A 24,625-nucleotide genomic window follows, 5' to 3' on the forward strand; every position below is an offset into this window, starting at 1 on the left:
CTACGGGAGGAAGGGACAGGGGAGACCCCCAAGCGTTGTGAGGAGGCTCCCGGACCGCCCGTGGAAAGCGAACACCCGGAACGGAAATCGACAGGAAGTTGATTAGTACACATCATTTTCATGAAACCATTCCCTCACTCCAAGGAGGAAACCACCCATGCGTTTTGATGAAGCATATTCAGGCAACGTATTTATTAAAAGCCACCCAAGCTTTGAAGATAGCCAAGCAGTAATTTACGGCATGCCGATGGACTGGACAGTGAGCTACCGACCGGGATCCCGTTTTGGCCCATCCCGTATTCGTGAAGTATCCATCGGACTAGAAGAGTACAGCCCGTACCTAGACCGCGAACTGGAAGAAGTAAAATACTTTGATGCAGGCGACATCCCATTGCCTTTCGGTAACCCGCAAAAAAGCATCGAAATGATTGAAGAATACATCGACGGTCTTTTAGAAAAAGACAAGTTCCCACTTGGAATGGGAGGGGAGCACCTTGTATCATGGCCTGTCATCAAGGCAATGTACAAAAAGTATCCGGACCTTGCCATCATCCACATGGACGCACACACAGACCTGCGTGACGACTACGAAGGGGAGCCGCTTTCCCACTCCACACCTATCAAGAAAGCAGCAAACCTTATCGGCCCTACGAATGTATACTCATTCGGAATCCGTTCCGGCATGAAGGAAGAGTTCCAATGGGCGAAGGAAGTCGGCATGCACATCTCTAAATTCGAGGTGCTTGAACCGCTAAAAGAAATCCTTCCGACACTTGCTGGCCGTCCTGTATACGTAACCATCGACATCGACGTTCTTGACCCTGCACATGCACCAGGTACAGGTACAGTGGATTGCGGCGGCATCACATCCCGTGAATTGCTAGCATCCATTCATGCGATTGCTGGTTCCGATGTAAACGTGGTTGGAGCGGATTTGGTTGAGGTTGCGCCAATCTATGACACATCCGAACAGACTACCAACACCGCGAGCAAGCTGATCCGTGAAATGATTTTAGGTTGGGTAAAATAAACGTTTGAAATTCAGCTCTGTTTTCTAAGTGCTTGCTGCTTAAGGGACAGGGCTTTTTTTATAAAAAAGGATTCTATATGCCCGAAGGCTAAGGAAACTCGTGTGAAAGGTCGAATAGAACGCTTCTATATGCCCGAAGGCTAAAGAAACTCGTGTGAAAGGTCAAATAGAACGCTTCTATATGCCCGAAGGCCAAGGAAACTCGTGTGAAAGGTCGAATAGAACGCTTCTATATGCCCGAAAGCCAAGGATACCCATGCAAACTGTCTAATAGACCGACTCTATTCACCCGAACCCTAACCAACATCAATCCAAATGTCCAACAGAACTCCCAATCGCCACCAAACCACCTCAAAAACCACCAATTTCTCCTAACCTCCCGACATCCTCTATTGAACTCCACACCCTACTTGTTTTATACTATGAAGGTTATAGAAAAATCGACGCGAACCAATAAGCGTTAAAGATAAAAGGATGTGGGGCCAGATGGCAGACAATCAAAATCACTTAAAGATGCCGATAAAGGTGACGTTCCAGTCGGAAATAATTAATGCGGATAATGACAGAGAGTTTGTTGTGTTTGGAGCAGATGGTCAATACTACATAAAAGGTGAATCAGAATACATCGTCTTCTCAGAGGAATTAGAAGGCAAGGAGAAGGTCGATTGTTTTTATAAAATTACGGACAAAGAAGTGCGTCTGAAGCGTTCAGGTGACATCAATATGCTGCAATCTTTCCGTGCCGGTGAAACGACAGATGGTAGCTACCAGGGCGGTGGAGCAAGGTTTCAGTTTGAAACGGAAACCGAAAAAGTGGTCATGATGAAGGATCCAGATAAGAAACGAGGCTGTTTGCAGCTTGACTATAAATTGAAGGTTCAAGATCAAATAACCGGTCAATACTTGATAACAATCAACTACGAGGAGGAACAGGCAAGATGAATATAGTAGAACAAGTACAAGAACGCCTGAAGGAAGAGATTAAAGCTTCCGTTCTTAAAGCAGGCTTGGCGACAGAGGAGCAAATTCCAGCTGTTGTCTTAGAAACACCAAAGGACAAAGCAAACGGGGACTATTCTACAAACATGGCGATGCAGCTAGCACGTGTAGCGAAAAAAGCACCTCGCATGATTGCAGAAGAAATCGTGAAAAATTTTGATCAGTCGAAAGCATCCATCGAAAAGATCGATATCGCTGGTCCTGGATTCATTAACTTTTACATGGACAATGCGTACCTGACAGACTTAATCCCGACAATTCTAAAAGCAGGGTCGGATTACGGACGTTCGAACGTTGGTAAAGGTGAAAAAATTAATGTCGAGTTTGTTTCCGCAAACCCTACAGGTGACCTTCACTTAGGACATGCTCGTGGTGCGGCAGTGGGGGATTCCCTATGTAACGTGCTAGATAAGACAGGCTATGAGGTAACACGTGAATACTACATCAATGATGCAGGTAACCAAATCAACAACTTGGCACTTTCCGTTGAGGCACGCTATTTCCAAGCGCTTGGCCAAGACAAAGAAATGCCAGAAGACGGGTACCATGGCAAAGACATCATCGGAATTGGACAAGCAATCGCAGATGAGTTCGGCGACCGTTTCGTCAACGAATCAGAAGAAGACCGCCGCAGCTTTTTCCGTGAATACGGTTTAAAATACGAAATGAAAAAATTACAACAAGATCTAGAAGAGTTCCGTGTCCGCTTTGACGTTTGGTACTCCGAGACTTCCCTGTACAACAACGGAAAAATCGACGAGGCGTTGTCAACCCTTCGTGAACAGGGCCACATTTACGAAGAAGAGGGAGCAACTTGGTTCCGCTCCACAGAATTTGGCGATGACAAAAACCGTGTACTCATCAAAAATGACGGCTCTTACACATATCTGACACCAGATATCGCGTACCACCAAGACAAACTGAAACGCGGTCATGACAAGCTGATCAACATCTGGGGAGCAGACCACCACGGTTATATCCCTCGTATGAAAGCTGCCATTGAAGCGCTTGGTTACGGAGACGCACTAGAAGTGGAAATCATCCAACTTGTCCACCTTTTCCAAAACGGCGAAAAGATGAAAATGAGCAAGCGTACAGGTAAAGCAGTGACGATGCGCGACTTGATGGAAGAAGTGGGCTTGGATGCCGTACGTTACTTCTTCGCTATGCGTTCAGGTGATACGCATCTAGATTTCGATATGGATCTGGCAGTATCCCAGTCCAACGAAAACCCGGTGTTCTATGCACAATACGCACACGCTCGTATTTGCAGCATGCTTCGCCAAGGAGAAGAGCAAGGCCTTAGCCTAGAAGGAAACTTCGCGCTTGAGCACATCTCCTCTGAGAAAGAAATCGACCTTTTGAAAGTGCTTGGAGAATATCCACTTGCGGTAGCGGAAGCGGCAGAAAAACGCATTCCACACCGTATCACGAACTACACATTTGAACTGGCATCTGCGCTGCACAGTTTCTACAATGCGGAAAAAGTGCTAGATGCAGAAAACCATGAAAAATCTAGAGCACGTCTTGGATTGATGAAAGCTGTTCAAATAACGTTGCAAGATGCTTTGAAACTAATCGGAGTTTCAGCGCCAGAGAAAATGTAATACGAAAAAGCTCTCTACTAGAATTAAGAGTAGAGAGCTTTCTTTTGGCTAAAATAAACAACATAAGATAAAACAACAAGGGAGTTTTCCACGATGAAAGAAAGCTTATTAGCACTAGCAACAGGCATGGTTGTAGGGTTCCTCTTCGCCCTGTTTCGCCTGCCAATCCCAGCACCACCCGTATTCTCCGGCATCGTAGGAATCGTCGGGATCTACCTCGGCTACCGCCTATTTACCTGGATCGCACCCATCTTCCAATCAAGCAACTAACATGTCACCAACGACAATTTAAAATCACAAAAGAGGGGTCTGATCCTTCACCGCTTTAGAGCGGTGAGGGTCAGACCCCTCTTTACTTCTTTATCTCTTCACCACTCCACCGCACCGCCGCTAATCCGTTTCACACCTCGAATTTTCGCGATATCCTCACACAGTTGCAGTGCCGCTTCGTCTTTCCGTTTCGCTTCAACCATAAAGTCAACATCTTGTCCAAGTCCAACGACCGCTTTTAAAAACTCCATTATAAACTGCAGGTCCACAAAGTCCGCATGGTGGCGCAATTTCTTTTCCGAAATAGGGGAGGAGATATGTATCTTTGGGATGATTCCGATATCCTTCCATGTCGCATACACCCGTGGTAGTAACTCTTCCCAGGACACAGAACTTGGATTGGCAAACTCATGATGGTAATCAAACGCAAGAGGAATCCCGAGTTCCTCGCACAACACCAATGTTTCCTCTGTTGTGTATGTCTTATCATCATTCTCCAATGTCATCCTGGCTCGGACCTCATCCGGCAAATGCTTCAAATTCTCACGGAACCGCTCCACGGCAAGCTCCTTGTTCCCATAAGCACCACCAACATGAATGTTGATCGTTCCCTGATCCTCAAGCCCCATCGCCTTCAACATGTCATAATGGTAAACCATATCAATTACCGCATTCTCTGTAATATGCGCTTTATCACTCGTAAATAAAGTAAACTGATTAGGATGAAAGCTCGAACGCATGCCATACCGTTTTACCAAATCGCCAATCTCCTTAAACTCATCACCAAACTCCTTAACAAAGTCCCACTTTACATCAGGATGGGTGGCAAGCGGAACGATAGAGGAGGAGAAGCGGAATACTTTGATTTCGTGAGCGATGCAAAAGTAAATCGTCCGGAGCGTGTTCAGTAAATTCTCACGAGTCACAGAGAGTAATTTTTCTCGTCCTTCCTCAGCAGTCATCTTCTTATATCGTGTATAGGTCAGGGCCCTGGCAGGGGAGGCCTCCCAGAGTGTCCAAGATTGCGATACAAATCCAAAGCGAATTCTCATACAAACAGACTCCTTTTCAAAGCTTTCCAGCAGTCTCTACATTCATGATTTACAACAATGGCGCAATGACCTTGGAAAGCTTTTCTTTTCCCTTGTCGAATAACGTTCGGTTTCGGATAAACTCAAGCGTCAACTTTTCCGAATTATGAATGTCCTTGTGAATTTCCTGAACCGTCTTGTGCACAAATTCCTTATCAAAAATTAAACAATTAATCTCGTTGTTCAAGAAGAGGCTGCGCTTATCAAAATTGGCGGTTCCGACATCACAAGTGTGATCATCAATTACCATGACTTTTGCATGATAAAAACCTAGATAGAATCGATAAACTTCTGCACCTGCTTGAATGATTGTTGCAAAGTATGGGAAAGCAGCATCCATCACAAGCGCATGATCGGCCTTCGCTGGGACAAGCACGGTAACCTTCACACCTCGATTTAAAGCGGAAAGCAGTTCATCTAGCAAAGGCTCACTCGGAATAAAATAAGGAGTGCAAATGATGATGGACTTCTCTGCTTTTTGAATCAGCTTTAAAAATGTATCCGTCAAATGTCCACCATTCGTAGGTACCAGCTTGTGCGTGATAGGGCCTTTCACCAACTCCGGATAATACATTTCGCCCCACTCACCAGGTGGAAAATCACCGGCTTGCTCCCAGTTCTGAATAAACTGTGACTGAAGGTCCTGCACGCCTTCACCTTCAAGCTTGAGATGATAATCCCGCCAAACGCCAAACTCCGGATCTTGTCCTAAATATTCTTTTCCAATATTAAATCCTCCAACATAGCCTATTTTCCCGTCAATCACGGTGATTTTTCGGTGATTTCGCTGATTAATGCTGAAAAAAAAGAAGGGGAATGCAGGCTTATGATAAACTTCCACTTTAATGCCGTGCTGCTCGAGTTCTTTGATGGTCTCTTTTTTTACATCAAAGGATCCAAAGTAATCAAGAAGGAGACGAACTTCTAATCCCTGATCTGCCTTATCCTTTAATATGTTTAGAAATTCCTTGCTCGCATGATCGTCACGTACCATGTAAAAGAGGGAGTGAATGTGGCTGGTGGCGTGGCGCATATCGTGAAACAAATCTTTGTAAAGCAAGTTTCCGTCCGCATAAAGCTGAATATCACTCTGCCTTTTCGGGAACTTCAACCTTTTGCATTCTTTTAAATGCTTTTTTCTTCCAAAGTGTAAATCCACTGCCAACCAAGCAAAAATAAGTCCAATCGCCCCAATAATGTATAATGCAATTTCCATCCTTTTCCCTCCCGAAAACGCGTCCATTTAGTTTTTACGTATCTAATCGTTCTTATCCTATAACTAATTACCCATACCCTCTTTTATATAAAAATAAAGCATATATTTATAACTAAATATGTTGACTGAATGCTCATTCAGTTATAAGATATAGTTAAATTACTAAAGTTCTGAAAATTATATTCTTTCCAAACATTGAGGCTCTTTCGTTAGAAAAAACACGTAAACGGCCGACAGGAAAAAGGGGACACGAAAGGAGTGGGAGATGTGAGTAACGGTTTGTTAATTGCCAATTGGATTTTAACGATAATTGTAACCGCTTACGCATTATCGCTATTTGTTTACTTGATCAGAACAAGAATTCAGTTCATTAAACTAGGGAAAAAAGTTGAATTCGACAACAAAGTGAAAGAACGATTAGACAAAGTTTGGGTCAATGTTTTTGGCCAGAAAAAATTATTGAAGGATAAGAAAAGTGGAATAATCCACGTCATGTTCTTCTATGGATTTCTTATGGTTCAGCTTGGGGCGCTGGACTTAATTATCAAAGGGCTTGCACCAAACGCGCATTTGCCGCTTGGACCATTATATCCAGCCTTTACGTTTTTCCAAGAGCTAGTAACACTAATGATTTTAGTTGCGGTTGTTTGGGCTTTCTACCGCCGCTATGTAGAGAAGTTAGTTCGTTTAAAAAGAGGCTTCAAATCTGGTCTTGTTCTATTATTCATCGGCGGATTGATGCTTTCTGTATTATTTTCAAACGGGATGGGGCTTATCTGGCATGATCATGATTTAACATGGAGCGAGCCGGTGGCATCACTATTCGCACTCATGTTCAGTTGGATCAATGAAACGGCAGCCATCGCATTATTTTATGTCGGCTGGTGGATTCACCTCTTATTCTTATTAACATTCTTGGTGTACGTACCGCAATCCAAACACGCGCATTTAATTGCTGGACCTGCGAATGTATTTTTCCATCGTACAACCAACCCAGGAAAGCTTGAAAAAATTGATTTTGAAGACGAGACGCAAGAAACATTCGGTGTCGGGAAAGTGGAAGACTTCACCCAATACCAATTAATCGATATGTACGCCTGTGTCGAGTGTGGACGCTGTACCAACATGTGTCCGGCAACTGGAACAGGAAAAATGCTTTCACCGATGGATTTGATCATTAAAATCCGTGACCACTTAACAGACAAGGGAGCGGCCATCACGTCCAAATCCCCTTGGGTACCGACGTACGCGTTCAATAACACCCATGGAAATCAGCTTGCCATGATGGGGGCTGCCGGAAAAGGTGCACAAGAAAGCGCGGCAACGATTGAATATAGCCCGAGCCTGATCGGCGATGTCATTACAGAAGAAGAGATTTGGGCATGTACAACCTGTCGTAACTGTGAGGACCAATGTCCGGTAATGAACGAGCATGTGGATAAAATTATCGACCTTCGCCGTTACCTAGTTCTTACAGAAGGAAAAATGGATGCCGATGCGCAACGTGCAATGACCAACATCGAGCGCCAAGGAAATCCTTGGGGTCTTAACCGTAAAGAGCGCGAAAACTGGCGCGATGCAGCACCAGAAGTTAGCATTCCAACGGTAAAAGAAATGAAGAAGGCAGGAGAAGAGTTTGAGTATCTGTTCTGGGTAGGATCCATGGGATCTTTCGATAATCGCTCCCAGAAAATCGCCATCTCTTTTGCAAAATTAATGAACGAAGCTGGCGTGAAATTCGCGATTCTTGGCAACAAGGAGAAAAACTCTGGAGATACGCCGCGCCGTTTAGGAAACGAATTTCTTTTCCAAGAGCTTGCAACAAGCAATATTGCGGAATTCGAGAAAAACGAAGTCAAGAAAATCGTCACCATCGACCCGCATGCTTATAATATTTTCAAAAACGAGTACCCTGATTTCGGCTTAGAAGCGGAAGTCTATCACCATACAGAAGTATTGGCAGAGCTTGTGAAAGAAGGCAAACTGACTCCAGTACACGAGGTAAAAGAGACGATCACGTATCACGATTCTTGCTACCTCGGAAGATACAACGAAGTTTACGAGCCGCCTCGTGACATCCTAAAAGCCATTCCAGGCGTCAAAGTGGTCGAAATGAACCGCAGCCGCGAAACAGGAATGTGCTGTGGAGCCGGCGGAGGACTCATGTGGATGGAAGAAGACACAGGCACACGCGTCAACGTCGCCCGTACTGAACAAGCACTAGAAGTCGCACCAAGCGTCATCAGCTCCGGCTGTCCTTACTGCCTGACGATGCTATCTGACGGCACGAAAGCGAAGGAAGTAGAAGAAAACGTCGGCACCTATGACGTAGCAGAACTCTTAGAACGCTCCGTTATCGGCGAAAAACAAGAATTAGTATCTTAATAGAATAATAGAATCACGTCTCAAGGTGTACGTAGTTTACTGCGTGCACCATATGCTTTTCACCAAAACTGAGCGACCGTTCAGTTTTTAAAACACAACAATTGTAAGCGGTAACAAAGCATTTAGAGATTCTCCCCTTATTGATTGGAGTGAAGGGGGTGAGACTCCTACGGGAGGAAGGGACAGGGAAGACCCCGCAATGAAGTGAGGAGGCTTCCGGACCGCCCGTGGAAAGCGAACCCCCGAAACGGAAATCAATACGGGAGTTAACCCAACAATATATTTTTTTCACATAAAAAGGAGGAAATACAAATGGGAAAAACAGTAATCGTTAGTGGAGTCCGCACACCAATCGGCCGTTTCGCAGGAGGCCTAAGTACACTATCCGCCTCAGACCTTGGAGCAGTAGCCATCAAAGAAGCACTAAATCGAGCAAACCTATCAGGCGACCAAGTAGGAGAAGTCATCATGGGTACAGTCCTACAAGGCGGCCAAGGTCAACTTCCATCCCGCCAAGCCTCCCAAAAAGCAGGCCTGCCATGGGAAGTACGCACCGAAACCATTAACAAAGTATGCGCATCCGGCATGCGCAGCGTCACACTCGGCGACATCCTCATCCGCTCCGGTGAAGAAGAAGTCATCGTAGCAGGCGGAATGGAATCCATGAGCAACGCACCATACATGCTGCCAAAGGCAAGATGGGGCCTTCGCATGGGAGACAGCACCGTGCAAGACTTGATGGTCCATGACGGCCTAACTTGTACGTTTACAGGTGTGCACATGGGCACTTACGGAAACAGTGTCGCAAAAGAAATGGAAATCACCCGTGAAGACCAAGATGCATGGGCATTCAGAAGTCACCAACGCGCGATCGAAGCAACAGAAAAAGGTACATTTGATGCAGAAATCGTCCCAGTTTCCGTTCCGCAGCGAAAAGGCGACCCGATTATCGTGAGCAAGGATGAGTCACCACGAAAAGATACGTCTCTTGAGAAACTTGCGAGCTTGCGACCGGCATTTGACCATGACGGGACTATCACGGCAGGGAACGCACCAGGCGTGAATGACGGAGCAAGTGCGCTTGTGTTGATGAGTGAAGACCGTGCAGAAAAAGAAGGGAAAGAAGTGCTGGCAACCATCCTTGGGCACGCATCCATCGCAGTGGAAGCAAAGGATTTCCCGAAAACTCCAGGACTTGTCATCACAGAACTTTTACAGAAAACAGGCACAAAGCTTGAAGAAATTGATCTTTTTGAAATAAATGAAGCATTCGCTGCAGTTGCGCTGGCATCGGCAAACCTTGCTGGACTTGATTTGGAAAAAGTGAATGTAAACGGCGGGGCAGTTGCGTTAGGACATCCAATCGGGGCAAGTGGCGCACGTATCATCGTATCGTTAATTCATGAGTTGAAGCGCCGCGGCGGCGGGCTTGGCATTGCTTCTATCTGCTCAGGTGGCGGACAGGGCGATGCAATTTTGATCCAAGTATAAGTGACAGAAACTTTTTAGGAGGTATCAGAACATGACAATTCAAAAAGTAATGGTGATCGGCGCAGGACAAATGGGTTCAGGTATCGCGCAGGTTTGTGCAATGGCAGGCTATGACGTATATATGAACGACTTGAAACAAGAATTTTTAGATCGCGGGCTTATGGGTATTACGAAAAACTTGAGCAGATCCGTGGAAAAAGGCCGCATGACAGAGGACAAGAAATCTGCTGTACTGGGTCGCTTGCAAACGACCACAACACTTGAAGACGCTAAACACGTCGACATCGTCATTGAAGCGGCAGTGGAAAACATGGACATCAAAAAGAAAATATTCGCAGAGCTTGATCAACACGCTCCGGCTCACACCATTTTAGCGACCAATACATCTTCGCTTCCTATTACAGAAATCGCGGCAGCAACAGGGAGACCTGAAAAGGTAATCGGGATGCACTTTATGAATCCTGTGCCTGTTATGAAACTTGTAGAAATCATTCGCGGCTTGCAAACGGCAGACGAAGTGTACGGTGCGATTGAAGATATGACGAAAAAGCTTTCCAAAGTGCCGGTGGAAGTGAACGACTTCCCAGGATTCGTATCTAACCGCGTGTTGATGCCAATGATCAACGAAGCAATTTTCACGGTATACGAGGGCGTTGCAACGCCGGAAGCGATCGATGAAGTCATGAAGCTTGGCATGAACCATCCAATGGGGCCGTTGACACTTGCAGATTTTATCGGACTTGATACATGCCTGTACATTATGGAAACGTTGCATGAAGGCTTTGGCGATGATAAATATCGTCCATGTCCGTTGCTTAGAAAATATGTAAAAGCAGGCTGGCTGGGACGCAAAACGGGACGCGGATTTTATACGTACGAGACATAAGAGGCGCATGAGGGGAATTTTTTCTAGACAGCAGGAGAGGGGTAGAATGGCATGAATTTACGTTTTACAGAAGAGCAGGAAATGGTCCGGAAAATGGTGCGTGATTTCGCAGAAACGGAAATTGCACCTTTTGTGGAAAAAATGGAAGAGGGCGAGTTCCCTCGTGAGATCTTGCGGAAAATGGCCGACCTTGGCCTGATGGGGATGACCATTCCGGAAGAGTATGGTGGAGCGGGAATGGACTTTCCTTCCTACATCATCGCGATTAATGAACTTTCCCGCGTGAGCGCGACAGTCGGGGTAATCCTGTCTGTACACACCTCCGTGGGGACCAATCCAATTCTTTATTTTGGCACAGAAGAGCAGAAACAGAAATATGTGACGAAGCTTGCGTCTGGCGAGTATCTTGGCGCATTCTGTTTGACGGAGCCAAGTGCGGGATCTGATGCAGGAAGCTTGAAAACGCGTGCCGTGAAACAAGGTGACCACTATGTGCTGAACGGTGCGAAGGTGTTCATCACAAACGGCGGGGAAGCAGACACATACATCGTCTTTGCATCCACCAATCCGGAGCTAGGAGCGAAGGGAGTTTCCGCATTCATCGTGGAAAAAGATACTCCTGGATTTGTGATTGGAAAAGATGAGCACAAAATGGGCTTGCACGGCTCGAAAACCGTCCAGCTGACGTTTGAAGACGCGAAGGTTCCTGCAGAGAACTTACTTGGAGTTGAGGGGGAAGGCTTTAAAATTGCAATGGCGAACCTTGATGTCGGCCGAATCGGCATCGCGGCGCAGTCCTTAGGTATTGCAGAAGCGGCAGTGCAAGCGGCAACAGCCTATGCAAAAGAGCGCGTCCAATTCGGCAAGCCAATCGCGGCACAACAGGGTGTTTCTTTTAAACTAGCAGACATGGCGACCGCAGTGGAAGGTGCAAGATTATTGACGTATCGCGCGGCAAACCTTCGTGCTTTAGGCAAACCTTGCGGAAAAGAAGCGTCCATGGCGAAGCTTTTTGCATCTCAAACGGCGATGAACGTGGCAATTGAGGCGGTTCAGGTGTTCGGCGGCTACGGCTATACGAAGGACTATCCGGTCGAGCGCTACTTCCGTGACGCGAAGGTTTGTGAGATTTACGAGGGGACGAGTGAGATTCAGAGATTGGTGATCGGAAAGCATTTGATGAACTAGGGGACGGCGTTTGCGAGTGTTGGTCAATGATTGTTGCTTTTTCACAATCTGTTCGCGGACAAATGTCCAAAGATTTTCGAAAGTTGTCCAAAGTTTTTGAGAAGTTGACCGAAGTTTCAACGAAAGTGTCCAAACCAATTTTTAAAATGACCGAACACCCCAACCAAGTTGTCCAAAGGTGTTCCTCAATTGTCCTAACCACCAGGGAAAGAGCGTAAAAAGTGTCCGAAAACACTTCTAAAATGACCGAACGTATTTCGAGGGCACTGAAAAGAGCAAAAAAACGATAAAAGTTGTGAAACTTTTAATAAAACCGGAACAAAACGCCGCGCCAGCGCCTGGTTCCCGCCAAAAGCGAAGCCCGGACCCTTAGTGTGGCATCCAAAAAATCTAACTCATCGGGGGATGAAAAATATGAACTTTCAACTATCAGAAGAGCATGAAATGATTCGCAAAATGGTACGGGATTTTGCCAAGAATGAAGTGGAACCTACTGCAGCGGAGCGTGACGAGGAAGAGCGCTTTGATATGGATATTTTCAAAAAGATGGCGGACCTTGGCTTAACGGGTATTCCTTTTCCAGAAGAGTACGGCGGGATCGGCAGTGATTACTTGGCGTATTGCATCGCGGTCGAGGAATTGTCACGTGTATGTGCATCCACTGGGGTAACTCTTTCTGCGCACACATCCTTAGCGAGCTGGCCGATCTACAAATACGGAACAGAAGAGCAAAAGCAAAAGTACCTTGTGCCACTTGCGCAAGGAACAAGCATTGGCGGTTACGGTCTGACAGAACCAGGTTCCGGATCTGATGCGGGCGGCATGCGTACGACGGCGAAATTAGACGGGGACCATTACGTCCTAAACGGTTCTAAAATTTTTATCACAAACGGTGGAATTGCGGACATCTATGTGGTTTTCGCGGTGACAGATCCGTCCAGCAAGCATAAGGGCACGAGCGCGTTTATCGTGGAGGCGGACTTCCCTGGATTCAGTGTTGGGAAAAAAGAGAAGAAATTAGGCATTCGTTCTTCACCAACAACGGAAATCATTTTTGAAGACTGCCGTGTACCGGTAGAAAACATGTTAGGTGCAGAGGGTGAAGGCTTTAAAGTGGCGATGACGACACTTGATGGCGGGCGTAACGGAATTGCAGCACAGGCTGTTGGGATTGCGCAAGGTGCACTTGACGCGGCTGTTGCTTATGCAAAAGAGCGCGTTCAGTTCGGGAAGCCTATCGCGGCGCAGCAGGGTGTTTCTTTTAAACTGGCAGATATGGCGACTACGGTGGAAGCTTCAAGACTATTAACGTACCAGGCTGCTTGGAGAGAGTCCGAAGGCTTGAGCTATGGCTTGGAGTCTGCGATGTCCAAACTTTTGGCTGGTGACACGGCGATGAAGGTGACAACAGAAGCGGTTCAAGTGTTCGGCGGTTATGGTTACACGAAGGATTATCCGGTGGAGCGCTATATGAGGGATGCGAAAATTACGCAAATCTATGAAGGAACACAAGAAATTCAACGTCTCGTAATCTCCAGAATGCTTACTAAGTAAGTAGGTGACGGACAGGATGATGAAAAAACGTCAAGTACATGCATCCGTAAAAGACGAGCGGCTGATCGAAAAGCGCCGCGATCAGATGATTAAAGGGGCGGTGAGCCTTTTTAAAGAAAAGGGCTTCCACCGCACAACAACAAGGGAAATTGCCAAAGAGGCCGGTTTCAGCATCGGCACACTTTATGAATATATCAGAACAAAGGAAGATGTCCTTTACCTCGTCTGTGACCGGATTTATGACCAGGTCGGCGAGCGGCTTCAGGAGGAACTCGACATGAAGCGGGGGAATCTGGAGAGCTTGAAGTCCGCGATAAGATACTACTTCCGGGTGATGGATGAAATGCAGGATGAGGTTCTTGTCATGTATCAGGAGGCAAAGTCTTTATCAAAAGATGCGCTTCCTTACGTGTTGAACAAGGAAATCGCGATGGTGGCTATGTTCGAACAGGTGGTCCGAAACTGCATGACAGCGGAGGGCATCTCCATGAAAGAACAGCAGATTCAATTGATGGCACATAACATTTTTGTGCAAGGTCAGATGTGGGGATTCCGGCGCTGGGTGCTGCACGGGCACTTTGAGCTGGATGCCTATATCGAGGGCCAGATTGAACTTTTAGTGCACGGACTTACAAAGGGGGAGAATGTGAAAAATGGAAGTTTATCGTCCAACTAACCATATTCGTTTTGTAACAGCTTCAAGTCTATTTGACGGGCACGACGCCTCGATCAACATCATGCGCCGCATCATTCAGGCGAGCGGTGCCGAGGTCATTCACCTTGGCCACAACCGTTCCGTTGAGGAAATTGTGAACGCAGCGATCCAGGAGGATGTCCAGGGGATCGCGATTTCCTCCTATCAAGGCGGACATGTCGAATATTTTAAATATATGTATGACTTGCTGAAGGAGAATGGTGCCTCACACATCCGCATTTACGGCGGTGGCGGCGGGGTCATCATTCCTAGTGAAATAAAAGAATTGCATGCATACGGGATCGCTCGTATTTTTTCGCCTGAAGATGGTCGTGAACACGGGTTGCAAGGCATGATCAACTCGATGCTCAAGGAATGTGACTTTGTGACGGTCAAATCCCTTGGCGACGAGGTGGAACGTCTAGATGCCGACAACCATCAGGCAATCGCCAAACTGATTACTCTGTCCGAACTACAGGTGACTTCCGATGAAGAGGTGGCGGCAACGGCTCAAACGGCCTTGGCTAAGGTAAAAGAAAAGCAGAAAACCGTGCCGGTCCTTGGGATCACGGGGACAGGTGGGGCTGGGAAGAGTTCTCTAACGGATGAACTAATCCGGCGGTTTATAAACGAAGTACCGGATAAAAAGGTAGCAATACTTTCAATAGACCCGACGAAGCAGAAGACAGGTGGGGCATTGCTTGGGGACAGAATTCGCATGAACGCGATTTTCAACCCGCGTGTGTATATGCGTTCGCTTGCAACTCGCGGATCCCGTTCCGAGCTTTCCTTGGCGATCCAAGATGCGATTGCTGTAACGAAGGCTGCTGGTTTTGATTTGATTATCGTTGAGACGAGTGGGATCGGGCAGGGAGATGCTGGAATCACAGAAATTTGTGATATTTCCATGTATGTGATGACAAGCGAGTTCGGGGCACCGTCTCAATTGGAAAAAATCGATATGATTGATTATGCTGATTTGATTGTTATAAACAAGTATGAACGCAAAGGCTCTGAGGATGCGAAGCGCCAGGTGCAAAAGCAGTATCAGCGTAGCCGTCTTTTATGGGATAAGGATCTGGATGAAATGCCGGTTTACGGCACGATTGCGAGCCAGTTCAACGACCTCGGGACAAACACGCTTTTTGCAGCGTTGCTTGAGTTGATGAATGAGAAGACAGGTTCTACTTATGCTAGTAGCCTGCCGACTTCCAAGGATGTAGAGAAGCAGAATGTGATCATTCCGAATGACCGCCGTTATTATTTGCGCGAGATCAGTGAGACTGTCCGCAATTATCATAAGATGGCTGCTGAGCAGGTCGAGTTGGCACGGAAATTGTTCCAGTTGGATGGGGCGATGGAGGCAGCTGGTGCGTCTGGCGGAGGTTCTTCAAGCGAGGAGCTCGTGGCGGCACTTGCCGAGCTTCGCCGTGAATACGAGGAAAAACTGACTAGTGACTCCCGTAAAATTTTAGCAGGCTGGGAAGAGAAGAAGGAGAAATACTCCGGTGACCAGTTTGTCACAAAGATTCGCGACAAGGAAATCATCACAAAGCTAACGACGAAAACCTTGTCGGGCTTGAAAATTCCAAAAGTGGTCCTGCCCAAGTATGTGGACTATGGGGAGATTTTGAAGTGGGTGTATCGTGAGAACGTGCCTGGTGAATTCCCTTATACGGCAGGTGTGTTCCCGTTCAAGCGCGAGGGTGAAGATCCGAAGCGCCAGTTCGCTGGGGAAGGGACGCCTGAGCGCACAAACCGCCGCTTCCACTATTTGAGTAAGGATGACGATGCAAAGCGCTTGAGTACGGCATTTGACTCGGTTACTTTGTACGGGGAAGATCCGGCTGAACGTCCGGACATTTATGGAAAAGTCGGGAACAGCGGCGTGAGCATCTGTACCCTTGATGACATGAAAAAGCTGTATGCAGGCTTTGACCTGTGTGCGCCAAGTACGTCTGTTTCCATGACGATCAACGGTCCGGCACCTGTTATTTTGGCGATGTTCATGAATACGGCAATTGATCAGCAGGTGCAAAAGCGTGAAGAAGAGCTTGGCCGTGTGTTAACGGTAGAAGAGTTTGCTGAAGTGCGTGCTATTACGATGCAAACTGTTCGTGGAACGGTGCAGGCAGATATTTTAAAAGAAGATCAAGGGCAGAATACGTGCATTTTCTCAACAGAGTTTGCTTTGAGAGTGATGGGGGATATCCAGCAATACTTCATCGATAAAAAAGTGCGTAATTACTACTCGGTTTCAATTTCCGGATACCATATTGCCGAAGCTGGCGCGAATCCGATTACACAATTAGCGTTCACACTGGCTAATGGCTTTACTTATGTTGAGTACTACTTAAGCCGCGGTATGAAAATAGATGATTTTGCTCCGAACTTGTCGTTCTTCTTCAGTAACGGACTGGATGCAGAGTACACGGTGATCGGCCGTGTGGCACGCCGAATTTGGGCAACGGTCATGAAAAATAAATATGGAGCCAATGAGCGCAGTCAAAAGCTGAAGTATCATATTCAGACGTCCGGCCGTTCCTTGCACGCACAGGAAATCGACTTTAACGATATCCGTACGACGCTGCAAGCTTTGATGGCACTCCAGGACAACTGTAACTCATTGCATACGAATGCCTATGATGAGGCGATTACGACTCCGACAGAAGAATCTGTGCGTCGTGCGATGGCAATCCAGATGATCATCACAAAAGAGCATGGCTTGGCGAAAAATGAGAATCCATTGCAGGGAGCGTTTGTGGTGGAGGAGCTGACAGACCTTGTGGAAGAAATGGTCTTGCAGGAGTTTGAACGCTTAAACGACCGCGGTGGCGTGCTTGGTGCGATGGAAACGCAGTATCAGCGCGGGAAAATCCAGGATGAGTCCATGTATTATGAAATGAAAAAACATACAGGTGAGCTTCCGATCATCGGAGTGAACACGTATAAAAATCCGAATCCACCTTCTGAAGATGATTTGAATGACATCGAGCTCGCTCGTTCGACGGAAGAGGAAAAGCAAACGCAGATTCGCAATCTTTCAGCGTTCCAAGAGCGGAATGCCTCGGAAGTGGAAGAGGCGTTAGGCAGGTTGAAGCAAGTGGCAATCAGCGGCGGCAACATCTTCGAAGAATTAATGGAAACCGTCCGTGTCGCAAGCCTCGGTCAAATCACCACAGCCCTCTACGAAGTCGGCGGCCAATTCAGACGGAATATGTAAACAAGAATCCGTGGGGACCCCGGCGAACCGGGGTTTCTTGGCTAACTATATAGAGTTCGACACGGAGAGGGAAATACCTTTGGGGGTCTGACCCCCTTTTTTTAATTTTTTAGTTTTTTTCTCCTTTTCACCCGTTTTTCATTTTTTTGAGGGAAAGATTTATTTTATGCTGGATTAAACATTGGTATTTTGTTTATAATGAGTGGTATGGATTTTTCTAGGAATTGCTATGAATATTGTCTTTTTACATATATAGAAAGGATGTGCAGACATTGGCATTAAACCATTTAACGGCAGAAGAAGTGCAAGAGATGTCATTGATTGAAATCGCTACTGCTTTATTTAACGAACAAAAGCAGTCTGTGACTTTTGGCGAATTAATTACGGAGATCAAGAAAATCACCGGTTTTACAGATGAAGACCTTAAAGGCAAGTTGTCTCAGTTCTATACGGACTTGAACATTGACGGCCGTTTCATTTGTATTGGAGAAAACCAATGGGGACTTCGTGCATGGTATCCTTATGATCAAATAGAAGAAGAAACAACTCCTCAGGTTAAGACTAAGGCTAAGAAGAAGAAGAAGGCTGTTGACGAGGACGATATCGACGCTGACGAATTCGATGAGTTGGACGAAGAAGAATTAGAATTCGACGACCTGGATGATTATGAAGAGGATGAAGTTGAAGAGGAAGACTTTGACGATGCCGATGATGATGCAGACGAAGATGATGACGAAGAGTTTGAGGAAGACTTGATTGAAGACGACGAGTACGAACTCGAAGACGATGAAGAAGACGAAGAATTGGACGAGGAAGAGGAAGAAGACCTCTAATCGGCACTACTAAACACTCCCTGGAACGATAAACAGGGAGTGTTTTTTATTTTGGTGAAAACCAAAAAAAGTGAAAATTCGTACGTTAATTCAATCCTTGACTTTTCCCCCTGTACTAGGTAGAATCTTTTTTGGGCTCCTTAAAAAAGGACACGTATAATTTGTTGAACATATACACGCTCCCCTTGCTGCAAATGCTGGCAAGTGGGGCGTTTTTTATTTTATTAGTGAATAGACATTCATATGCTGAACCTGAGAAATTGGGGGCAGCTTCATTTTTTAGTAAATGAATTTCGTGTTTTTGACTAATGATAAAAATGTTAAATGCCTCTTAAAAAGCATATTCGTTACTTATTATTATTTTCAAATAAACTTATTTCGAGGGGGAGACAGCATGACAAAGTATATTTTCGTTACAGGTGGCGTAGTTTCGTCTTTAGGTAAAGGGATTACAGCTGCATCTTTAGGGAGATTGTTAAAAAATCGCGGATTAAATGTAACAATTCAAAAGTTTGATCCATATATCAATGTGGACCCGGGTACGATGAGTCCTTATCAACATGGTGAGGTATTCGTAACAGGTGACGGTGCGGAAACGGATTTGGACTTAGGTCACTATGAGCGTTTCATCGACATCAACCTGAACAAATATTCCAACGTGACAACAGGGAAAATCTACTCTACTGTTCTTAAAAAAGAGCGCCGTGGCGACTACTTGGGTGGAACGGTACAGGTTATCCCGCACATCACAAACGAAATTAAAGAGCGTGTTTTCCGTGCTGGCCGTGAGACAAATGCAGACGTAGTCATCACAGAAATCGGCGGAACAGTAGGGGATATCGAGTCCCTTCCATACCTTGAGGCGATCCGTCAAATCAAGAGTGATATCGGTCGCGACAACGTGATGTACATCCACTGTACGTTAGTTCCTTACATCCGCGTGGCAGGCGAACTAAAAACAAAGCCAACACAGCATAGTGTAAAAGAACTTCGCGGTCTTGGGATTCAACCTAACATCATCGTGCTGCGTTCTGAAATGCCGATCTCCCAAGATATGAAAGACAAGATTGCCTTGTTCTGTGATATCGACGAGAAGGCAGTTATCGAATCCATCGATGCTGACACGCTTTACGAAGTGCCACTAGCTTATCAAGCGCAAAACATGGACAACATCGTCGTAGATCACCTGAAGCTTGAGACAAAAGGCGAGGCGGACATGACAGAATGGACGGCACTTGTAAACAAGGTGAAAAACCTTTCCAAGAAAACGACAATTGCCCTTGTCGGAAAATATGTGGAGCTTCAAGATGCCTACCTTTCTGTTGCGGAAGCATTGCGTCATGCTGGATACGAGTACGATGCAGATGTAAAAATTAACTGGATCAACTCCGAAGAAGTAACAGCCGAAAACGTGGACGAGCTACTGCAAAGTGCAGACGGAATCCTTGTGCCTGGCGGATTCGGTGATCGCGGAGTAGAAGGGAAAATCGAAGCGATTCGCTATGCACGTGAGAAGAAGGTACCATTCTTTGGTATCTGCCTTGGCATGCAGCTTGCTTCTGTTGAGTTCGCACGTAACGTTCTTGGATTTGAAGGAGCGCACTCTGCTGAACTTAACCCAGAAACGCCATACCCAATCATCGACCTTTTACCAGAGCAAAAAGACATCGAGGACCTTGGTGGAACATTGCGTCTTGGACTATACCCTTGTAAGCTGAACGACGATTCCTTGGCACAAAAAGCTTACGCAGACGAAGTGGTCTACGAGCGCCACCGTCACCGTTATGAATTCAACAACCAATATCGTCAACAGATGGAAGACCACGGATTCATCTTCTCCGGTACAAGCCCTGACGGCCGCCTGGTAGAAGTTATTGAGATCAAAGACCACCCTTGGTTCCTTGCATCACAATTCCACCCAGAATTCACTTCCAGACCAAACCGCCCACAACCGTTATTCCGCGACTTTGTGGCAGCATCTTTGAAAAATGCTGAGGTAATGGCTTAATTTTATAGACATACAAAAAGCTCAGAGTTTATGATTCGCTCTGAGCTTTTTACATGTTATTTATCTCGATTAGTGGTTTTGTATTTTTCGCCTTTGCTATCATAGGTGATCCATTCCCCAACAGGTTCACCATTTTCGAAATAACCGGACCTCTTGATGGTCCCATCGGTGCGATACCATTCCCAGTAACCACCGGGTTGGTCACCTGACATTTTTCCCTTAGACCACATGGTCTTGCCGTTTGCATGGTACTTTATCGTGTATCCGTCAATTACTTCTAGCGGTTTCTCTTTTACGCCCCTTTTTATATCACAATTTTCGTTTTTCATCCTGAACCTCCTACTTCGCTTTTAGATGCCTATCCGTCCAAACAGTGTTCACCTAATAAATTTTGAGTTCAATGAAAATGAGTGAAACCCTCTATATTTACTTAAGAATAACTGAACTTGACTTTTACTCTAGCCTGAACGACGCCAAAATAGGAGGAAATCCTAGAAATCTGTCATCGTTAAGGTAGAACGGTGCCAAAACAGCGGGAGAAACAAGAAATCTGTCATCGTACAAGACATATTACCCCAAATAAATAATGTGTTCTTCTACTCCTGCTCTTCCAAAATCTCTTTCAGTGTAAAAGCTAACCCATGATAAACATACAAAGCGACCATGCTGGAAGGAAAACCGAAACGTTCCCCGTCATCACCGGGAATCAATGGTTTCTTTAACTTTAAGTCGATGTGTACATCAGATAAGGACTCAAGTGTTTCTGCCCCCTCAGCTGATCCCTCAGGCAAAGGTTCCACTTCCGTAGAAATCCCCACAATTTCGATTCCAAGTTCCTTCAATGCCTTCGCCGTACCAATCGCTTCTTCATCTGTAGAAAAGCGGGACACAATCAATGCCCGATCGGTATCGGTTAAATCGTGATAGCTGTCCAGGTCAGATAAAAGTGTAGCGCTCATAAGCGGCTCCGCTCCAGAAGTGGCCTCCGCCTCCACTGCTTTCATCTCCTTCACACCATGCACATAAATTCGTCCGTCCCCGACAGCAGCCTGCGCCAATAGCCTTGCCGCATCCTCAAAAGCAAACTCCTCACTCGATCCAATCCTATTAAACACACCCTGCAACTGAGTCGTAAAAATCTTCAACATCCCAAATCACACTCCTATAAAATAAATTATTCAACAAAACCCCAACCCTCATTCCACCAAAACTCAAGTATAATAAAAAGCAGTATGACATAAGTAGCAAAAATCCTAGGGGGGTCTGACCCCTTTTCGTTCGTGTTATTCCTACATAATCCGACATTCGCCCATTTGTGGCTAGAGCCTACTACCTCAAGGGAGAAAGTCCTGCTGGGGTCTGACCCCTTATCAAATATTTTTTTATTTCCTACCTTCCTCAAAAAATTTCCCGGTCGAAAAAGGAGGAAATAAGACTATTATAGTAGAATTAGGTGGGTGGATGGAAACGGATTGATTATTTTTAGAGATGGGGTGTAATGGTGGGTCAAAAATTACTGATTGTGGATGACCAGTATGGGATACGGATTTTGTTGAATGAAGTATTCCAAAAAGAGGGCTATCAGACGTTTCAGGCAGCAAACGGGTACCAAGCATTAGATATCGTAGAAAAGCATTCACCGGACTTAGTATTGTTAGACATGAAGATCCCCGGTATGGACGGAATTGAGATTTTAAAGAGGCTAAAAGCAATTAATTCTGATATCCAGGTAATCATTATGACAGCTTACGGTGAATTGGATATGATCCAGGAATCGAAAGACCTTGGAGCAATCACGCACTTTGCCAAACCATTCGATATTGATGAAATAAGGGATGCTGTCCGTAAAAACATGCCGCGCCAATCGGTGTAAAACGTCAATTTTAAAACTGAATATTAAAACATTTTATGTGTTATCGCTTACATTGAAAAACGGCATACTTCAGTAGTTGCCGTTTTTCTACATAGTTGATATGCTAAGTACTGGATAAAAATCATCCGTCAAGTTTTTGCACTTTTTTACCTAATATACATAACTGGTTTCCCGATTGGTCAAGCTAGTTTTGATATGGGTGAAATTTTTTACAAAAGGTGTGCACGAACCGCGAACCCCTTCACTGAAAGGACGAGCCCTAGTGTTTACCGCCATGTAAGAACGGGAAAAACTTTTCGGAGTGAATATAATACGAAGGAGGATGTTATTATGCCTTTAGTTTCCATGACAGAAATGCTGAAAAAAGCAAATGCAGAAGGCTATGCAGTAGGTCAGTTCAACCTGAACAACCTAGAGTTCACACAAGCAATTCTACAAGCAGCACAAGAGGAGAATTCACCAGTTATCCTTGGTGTTTCTGAAGGTGCGGCTCGTTATATGGGTGGCTTCAAAACAATCGTAGCATTAGTAAAAGCGTTAATGGAAGAGTACGGTGTTACTGTACCTGTAGCGATTCACTTAGACCACGGTTCAAGCTATGAGTCTTGTGCAAAAGCGATCCACGCTGGATTTACTTCTGTAATGATCGATGCTTCTCACCATCCATTCGAGGAGAACATTGAAACAACTTCTAAAGTTGTAGAATTAGCACACTTCCACGGAGTTTCTGTTGAGGCAGAGCTTGGTGTAGTAGGTGGACAAGAAGACGACGTTATCGCTGATGGCGTAATTTATGCTGATCCACAAGAGTGTGAAGAGCTTGTAAAACGCACAGGTATTGATTGCCTAGCTCCGGCTTTAGGTTCCGTACACGGTCCTTACAAAGGCGAACCGAACCTTGGCTTCAAAGAGATGGAAGATATCAACAACCGTGCTGGCGTTCCTCTAGTATTACACGGTGGAACTGGAATTCCTACGCATGACATCCAAAAAGCAATCTCTTTTGGAACAGCGAAAATCAATGTTAACACAGAAAACCAAATTGCATCTGCAAAAGCAGTTCGTGAAACACTTGCTGCTAAAACAGAAGAGTACGATCCTCGTAAATACCTAGGACCTGCTCGTGACGCAATCAAAGATACAGTTAAAGGCAAAATGCGCGAATTTGGATCTTCCAACAAAGCGTAAATAATAGTTTCCCCTGTTGACTGAAGAGCAAGGTGTGAGACTCCTGAGGGAGATAACGGTAGGTTGAGACCCCGCAGGCATAGCCGAGGAGGCTCAAGCACCGTCCCTAGGAAAGCGAACACCTGGAACGAAGGAAACAGGGAGTTTACTAATACCTTATTTTTAATAAAACAAGACAACAACACCATTCAACCAACAACAAGGCAACGATATGCAAAACCGCCACACCCGGCGGTTTTGTTTCATTTGCAAATGAAAGCGCAAACATAAATTTTCAAAACAAGGGAGAGAATGGCATGAAATTTTTCATCGACACTGCAAACCTGGAAGAAATTAAAGAAGCCCATGCACTGGGATTACTTGCAGGAGTTACAACAAACCCAAGCCTTGTGGCAAAAGAAAACATTACATTCGAAGACCGCCTACGTGAAATCACCTCATTTGTAGAAGGATCTGTCAGTGCGGAAGTTATTGCACTTAACGCAGAAGGCATGATCGAAGAGGGGAAAGCACTCGCGGCCATTGCGCCAAACATTACCGTAAAAGTGCCGATGACTCCAGATGGCTTGAAAGCAGTAAAAGCATTCAGTGACCTCAACATCAAAACAAATGTCACACTTATTTTCAACGCCAACCAAGCACTGATGGCAGCGAGAGCAGGTGCTACATACGTTTCTCCTTTCCTTGGACGTCTTGATGATATTGGTCAAAACGGTATGGACCTAGTCGCGACCATTGCAGACATTTTCGCCGTTCATGATATCCCAACTGAAATCATCGCAGCATCCATCCGCCATCCGATGCACATCACAGAAGCTGCGCTAAAAGGAGCACACATTGCTACCGTTCCTTACAAAGTGCTCATGCAACTTTTCCACCACCCACTAACAGACCAAGGAATCGAAAAATTCCTAGCTGATTGGAATAACCGCAAGCAATAACCTAGTTGTTCGCAGTGAAAGGCGCACAGACTCCTGCGGGAGGAAGGGACAAGGGAGACCCCTGAAGCGTTGTGAGGAGGCTCCCGGACCGCCCGCGGCAAGGCGAAGTGCCTGGAACGGAGAACAACGGTGCAATAATATATGCCAA

The 24,625-nt window shown here is 45.7% G+C and carries 20 protein-coding genes; 16 read left to right on the top strand and 4 right to left on the bottom strand.

What is annotated here, in order from left to right:
- The first annotated feature begins 157 nt into the window (after positions 1-157).
- The 4 genes from speB to LC091_RS09865 all read left to right on the top strand — a co-directional run bounded on the left by speB (position 158) and on the right by LC091_RS09865 (position 3,906).
- Positions 158-1,030 carry an agmatinase gene (gene speB / locus LC091_RS09850; RefSeq protein WP_226681849.1) on the top strand — a complete coding sequence of 291 codons (873 nt, stop codon included), beginning with the start codon at positions 158-160 and terminating at the stop codon, positions 1,028-1,030.
- A gap of 486 nt (positions 1,031-1,516) precedes the next feature.
- On the top strand, positions 1,517-1,972 hold the full coding sequence (locus LC091_RS09855) for a DUF1934 domain-containing protein (protein ID WP_187442490.1): 456 nt from the start codon (positions 1,517-1,519) through the stop codon (positions 1,970-1,972).
- Complete coding sequence (argS, locus tag LC091_RS09860; protein WP_226681850.1) at positions 1,969-3,636, top strand: arginine--tRNA ligase; 1,668 nt, start codon at positions 1,969-1,971, stop codon at positions 3,634-3,636. Before LC091_RS09855 ends, argS begins: the two co-directional genes overlap by 4 nt.
- A 93-nt stretch (positions 3,637-3,729) precedes the next feature.
- Positions 3,730-3,906 (top strand): XapX domain-containing protein, encoded by a 177-nt coding sequence (locus tag LC091_RS09865; protein WP_148987182.1) that lies wholly within the window; start codon positions 3,730-3,732, stop codon positions 3,904-3,906.
- A gap of 98 nt (positions 3,907-4,004) precedes the next feature.
- On the opposite strand, the gene uvsE is transcribed toward LC091_RS09865, so the two are convergent.
- Positions 4,005-4,958 (bottom strand): UV DNA damage repair endonuclease UvsE, encoded by a 954-nt coding sequence (gene uvsE / locus LC091_RS09870; protein ID WP_226681851.1) that lies wholly within the window; start codon positions 4,956-4,958, stop codon positions 4,005-4,007.
- A 49-nt stretch (positions 4,959-5,007) separates the two neighbouring features.
- Complete coding sequence (gene cls / locus LC091_RS09875; RefSeq protein WP_226681852.1) at positions 5,008-6,213, bottom strand: cardiolipin synthase; 1,206 nt, start codon at positions 6,211-6,213, stop codon at positions 5,008-5,010.
- Between the two features lie 267 nt (positions 6,214-6,480).
- On the opposite strand from cls, the gene LC091_RS09880 reads away from it, so the two are divergent.
- The 9 genes from LC091_RS09880 (at position 6,481) to LC091_RS09920 (ending at position 20,475) form a co-directional block, all read left to right on the top strand.
- Positions 6,481-8,598 (top strand): heterodisulfide reductase-related iron-sulfur binding cluster, encoded by a 2,118-nt coding sequence (locus tag LC091_RS09880; RefSeq protein WP_226681853.1) that lies wholly within the window; start codon positions 6,481-6,483, stop codon positions 8,596-8,598.
- 312 nt (positions 8,599-8,910) lie between these two features.
- Positions 8,911-10,089: an acetyl-CoA C-acetyltransferase gene (locus tag LC091_RS09885; RefSeq protein WP_226681854.1), complete on the top strand. Its 1,179-nt coding sequence runs from the start codon at positions 8,911-8,913 to the stop codon at positions 10,087-10,089.
- Positions 10,090-10,120: 31 nt separating this feature from the next.
- Entirely contained in the window at positions 10,121-10,975 is an 855-nt protein-coding gene (locus LC091_RS09890) for a 3-hydroxybutyryl-CoA dehydrogenase (RefSeq protein WP_226681855.1), read from the top strand.
- Between the two features lie 51 nt (positions 10,976-11,026).
- Positions 11,027-12,163 (top strand): acyl-CoA dehydrogenase, encoded by a 1,137-nt coding sequence (locus LC091_RS09895; RefSeq protein WP_226681856.1) that lies wholly within the window; start codon positions 11,027-11,029, stop codon positions 12,161-12,163.
- A gap of 414 nt (positions 12,164-12,577) precedes the next feature.
- Positions 12,578-13,717 carry an acyl-CoA dehydrogenase gene (locus LC091_RS09900; protein WP_226681857.1) on the top strand — a complete coding sequence of 380 codons (1,140 nt, stop codon included), beginning with the start codon at positions 12,578-12,580 and terminating at the stop codon, positions 13,715-13,717.
- Positions 13,718-13,736: 19 nt separating this feature from the next.
- A complete protein-coding gene (locus tag LC091_RS09905; RefSeq protein WP_226682387.1) occupies positions 13,737-14,393 on the top strand; it encodes a TetR/AcrR family transcriptional regulator in 657 nt (218 codons plus the stop codon).
- A complete protein-coding gene (gene icmF / locus LC091_RS09910; RefSeq protein ID WP_226681858.1) occupies positions 14,371-17,634 on the top strand; it encodes a fused isobutyryl-CoA mutase/GTPase IcmF in 3,264 nt (1,087 codons plus the stop codon). The genes LC091_RS09905 and icmF overlap by 23 nt, the downstream gene beginning before the upstream one ends.
- A 263-nt stretch (positions 17,635-17,897) precedes the next feature.
- Positions 17,898-18,467 (top strand): DNA-directed RNA polymerase subunit delta, encoded by a 570-nt coding sequence (rpoE, locus tag LC091_RS09915; protein WP_319003663.1) that lies wholly within the window; start codon positions 17,898-17,900, stop codon positions 18,465-18,467.
- Positions 18,468-18,861: 394 nt separating this feature from the next.
- Positions 18,862-20,475 (top strand): CTP synthase, encoded by a 1,614-nt coding sequence (locus tag LC091_RS09920; protein ID WP_226681859.1) that lies wholly within the window; start codon positions 18,862-18,864, stop codon positions 20,473-20,475.
- A gap of 56 nt (positions 20,476-20,531) precedes the next feature.
- On the opposite strand, the gene LC091_RS09925 is transcribed toward LC091_RS09920, so the two are convergent.
- Both LC091_RS09925 and LC091_RS09930 read right to left on the bottom strand, forming a co-directional pair.
- Positions 20,532-20,804 (bottom strand): toxin-antitoxin system YwqK family antitoxin, encoded by a 273-nt coding sequence (locus LC091_RS09925; RefSeq protein ID WP_226681860.1) that lies wholly within the window; start codon positions 20,802-20,804, stop codon positions 20,532-20,534.
- 267 nt (positions 20,805-21,071) lie between these two features.
- Entirely contained in the window at positions 21,072-21,623 is a 552-nt protein-coding gene (locus LC091_RS09930; protein ID WP_226681861.1) for a DUF2529 domain-containing protein, read from the bottom strand.
- Positions 21,624-21,973: 350 nt separating this feature from the next.
- Between LC091_RS09930 and LC091_RS09935 the strand changes: the two genes are divergently transcribed.
- The 3 genes from LC091_RS09935 to fsa all read left to right on the top strand — a co-directional run bounded on the left by LC091_RS09935 (position 21,974) and on the right by fsa (position 24,477).
- The gene (locus LC091_RS09935) at positions 21,974-22,348 is read left to right on the top strand and encodes a response regulator (RefSeq protein ID WP_010197444.1); all 375 of its coding nucleotides are present in this window, start codon (positions 21,974-21,976) and stop codon (positions 22,346-22,348) included.
- Between the two features lie 330 nt (positions 22,349-22,678).
- On the top strand, positions 22,679-23,536 hold the full coding sequence (locus tag LC091_RS09940; protein WP_064099593.1) for a class II fructose-bisphosphate aldolase: 858 nt from the start codon (positions 22,679-22,681) through the stop codon (positions 23,534-23,536).
- 296 nt (positions 23,537-23,832) lie between these two features.
- Positions 23,833-24,477, top strand: a complete 645-nt coding sequence (fsa, locus tag LC091_RS09945) for a fructose-6-phosphate aldolase (protein ID WP_226681862.1) — start codon at positions 23,833-23,835, stop codon at positions 24,475-24,477.
- Positions 24,478-24,625: the final 148 nt, after the last annotated feature.

This window comes from Sutcliffiella horikoshii (genome assembly GCF_020524325.1).
In the GTDB taxonomy this organism is placed as follows: domain Bacteria; phylum Bacillota; class Bacilli; order Bacillales; family Bacillaceae_I; genus Sutcliffiella_A; species Sutcliffiella_A horikoshii_D.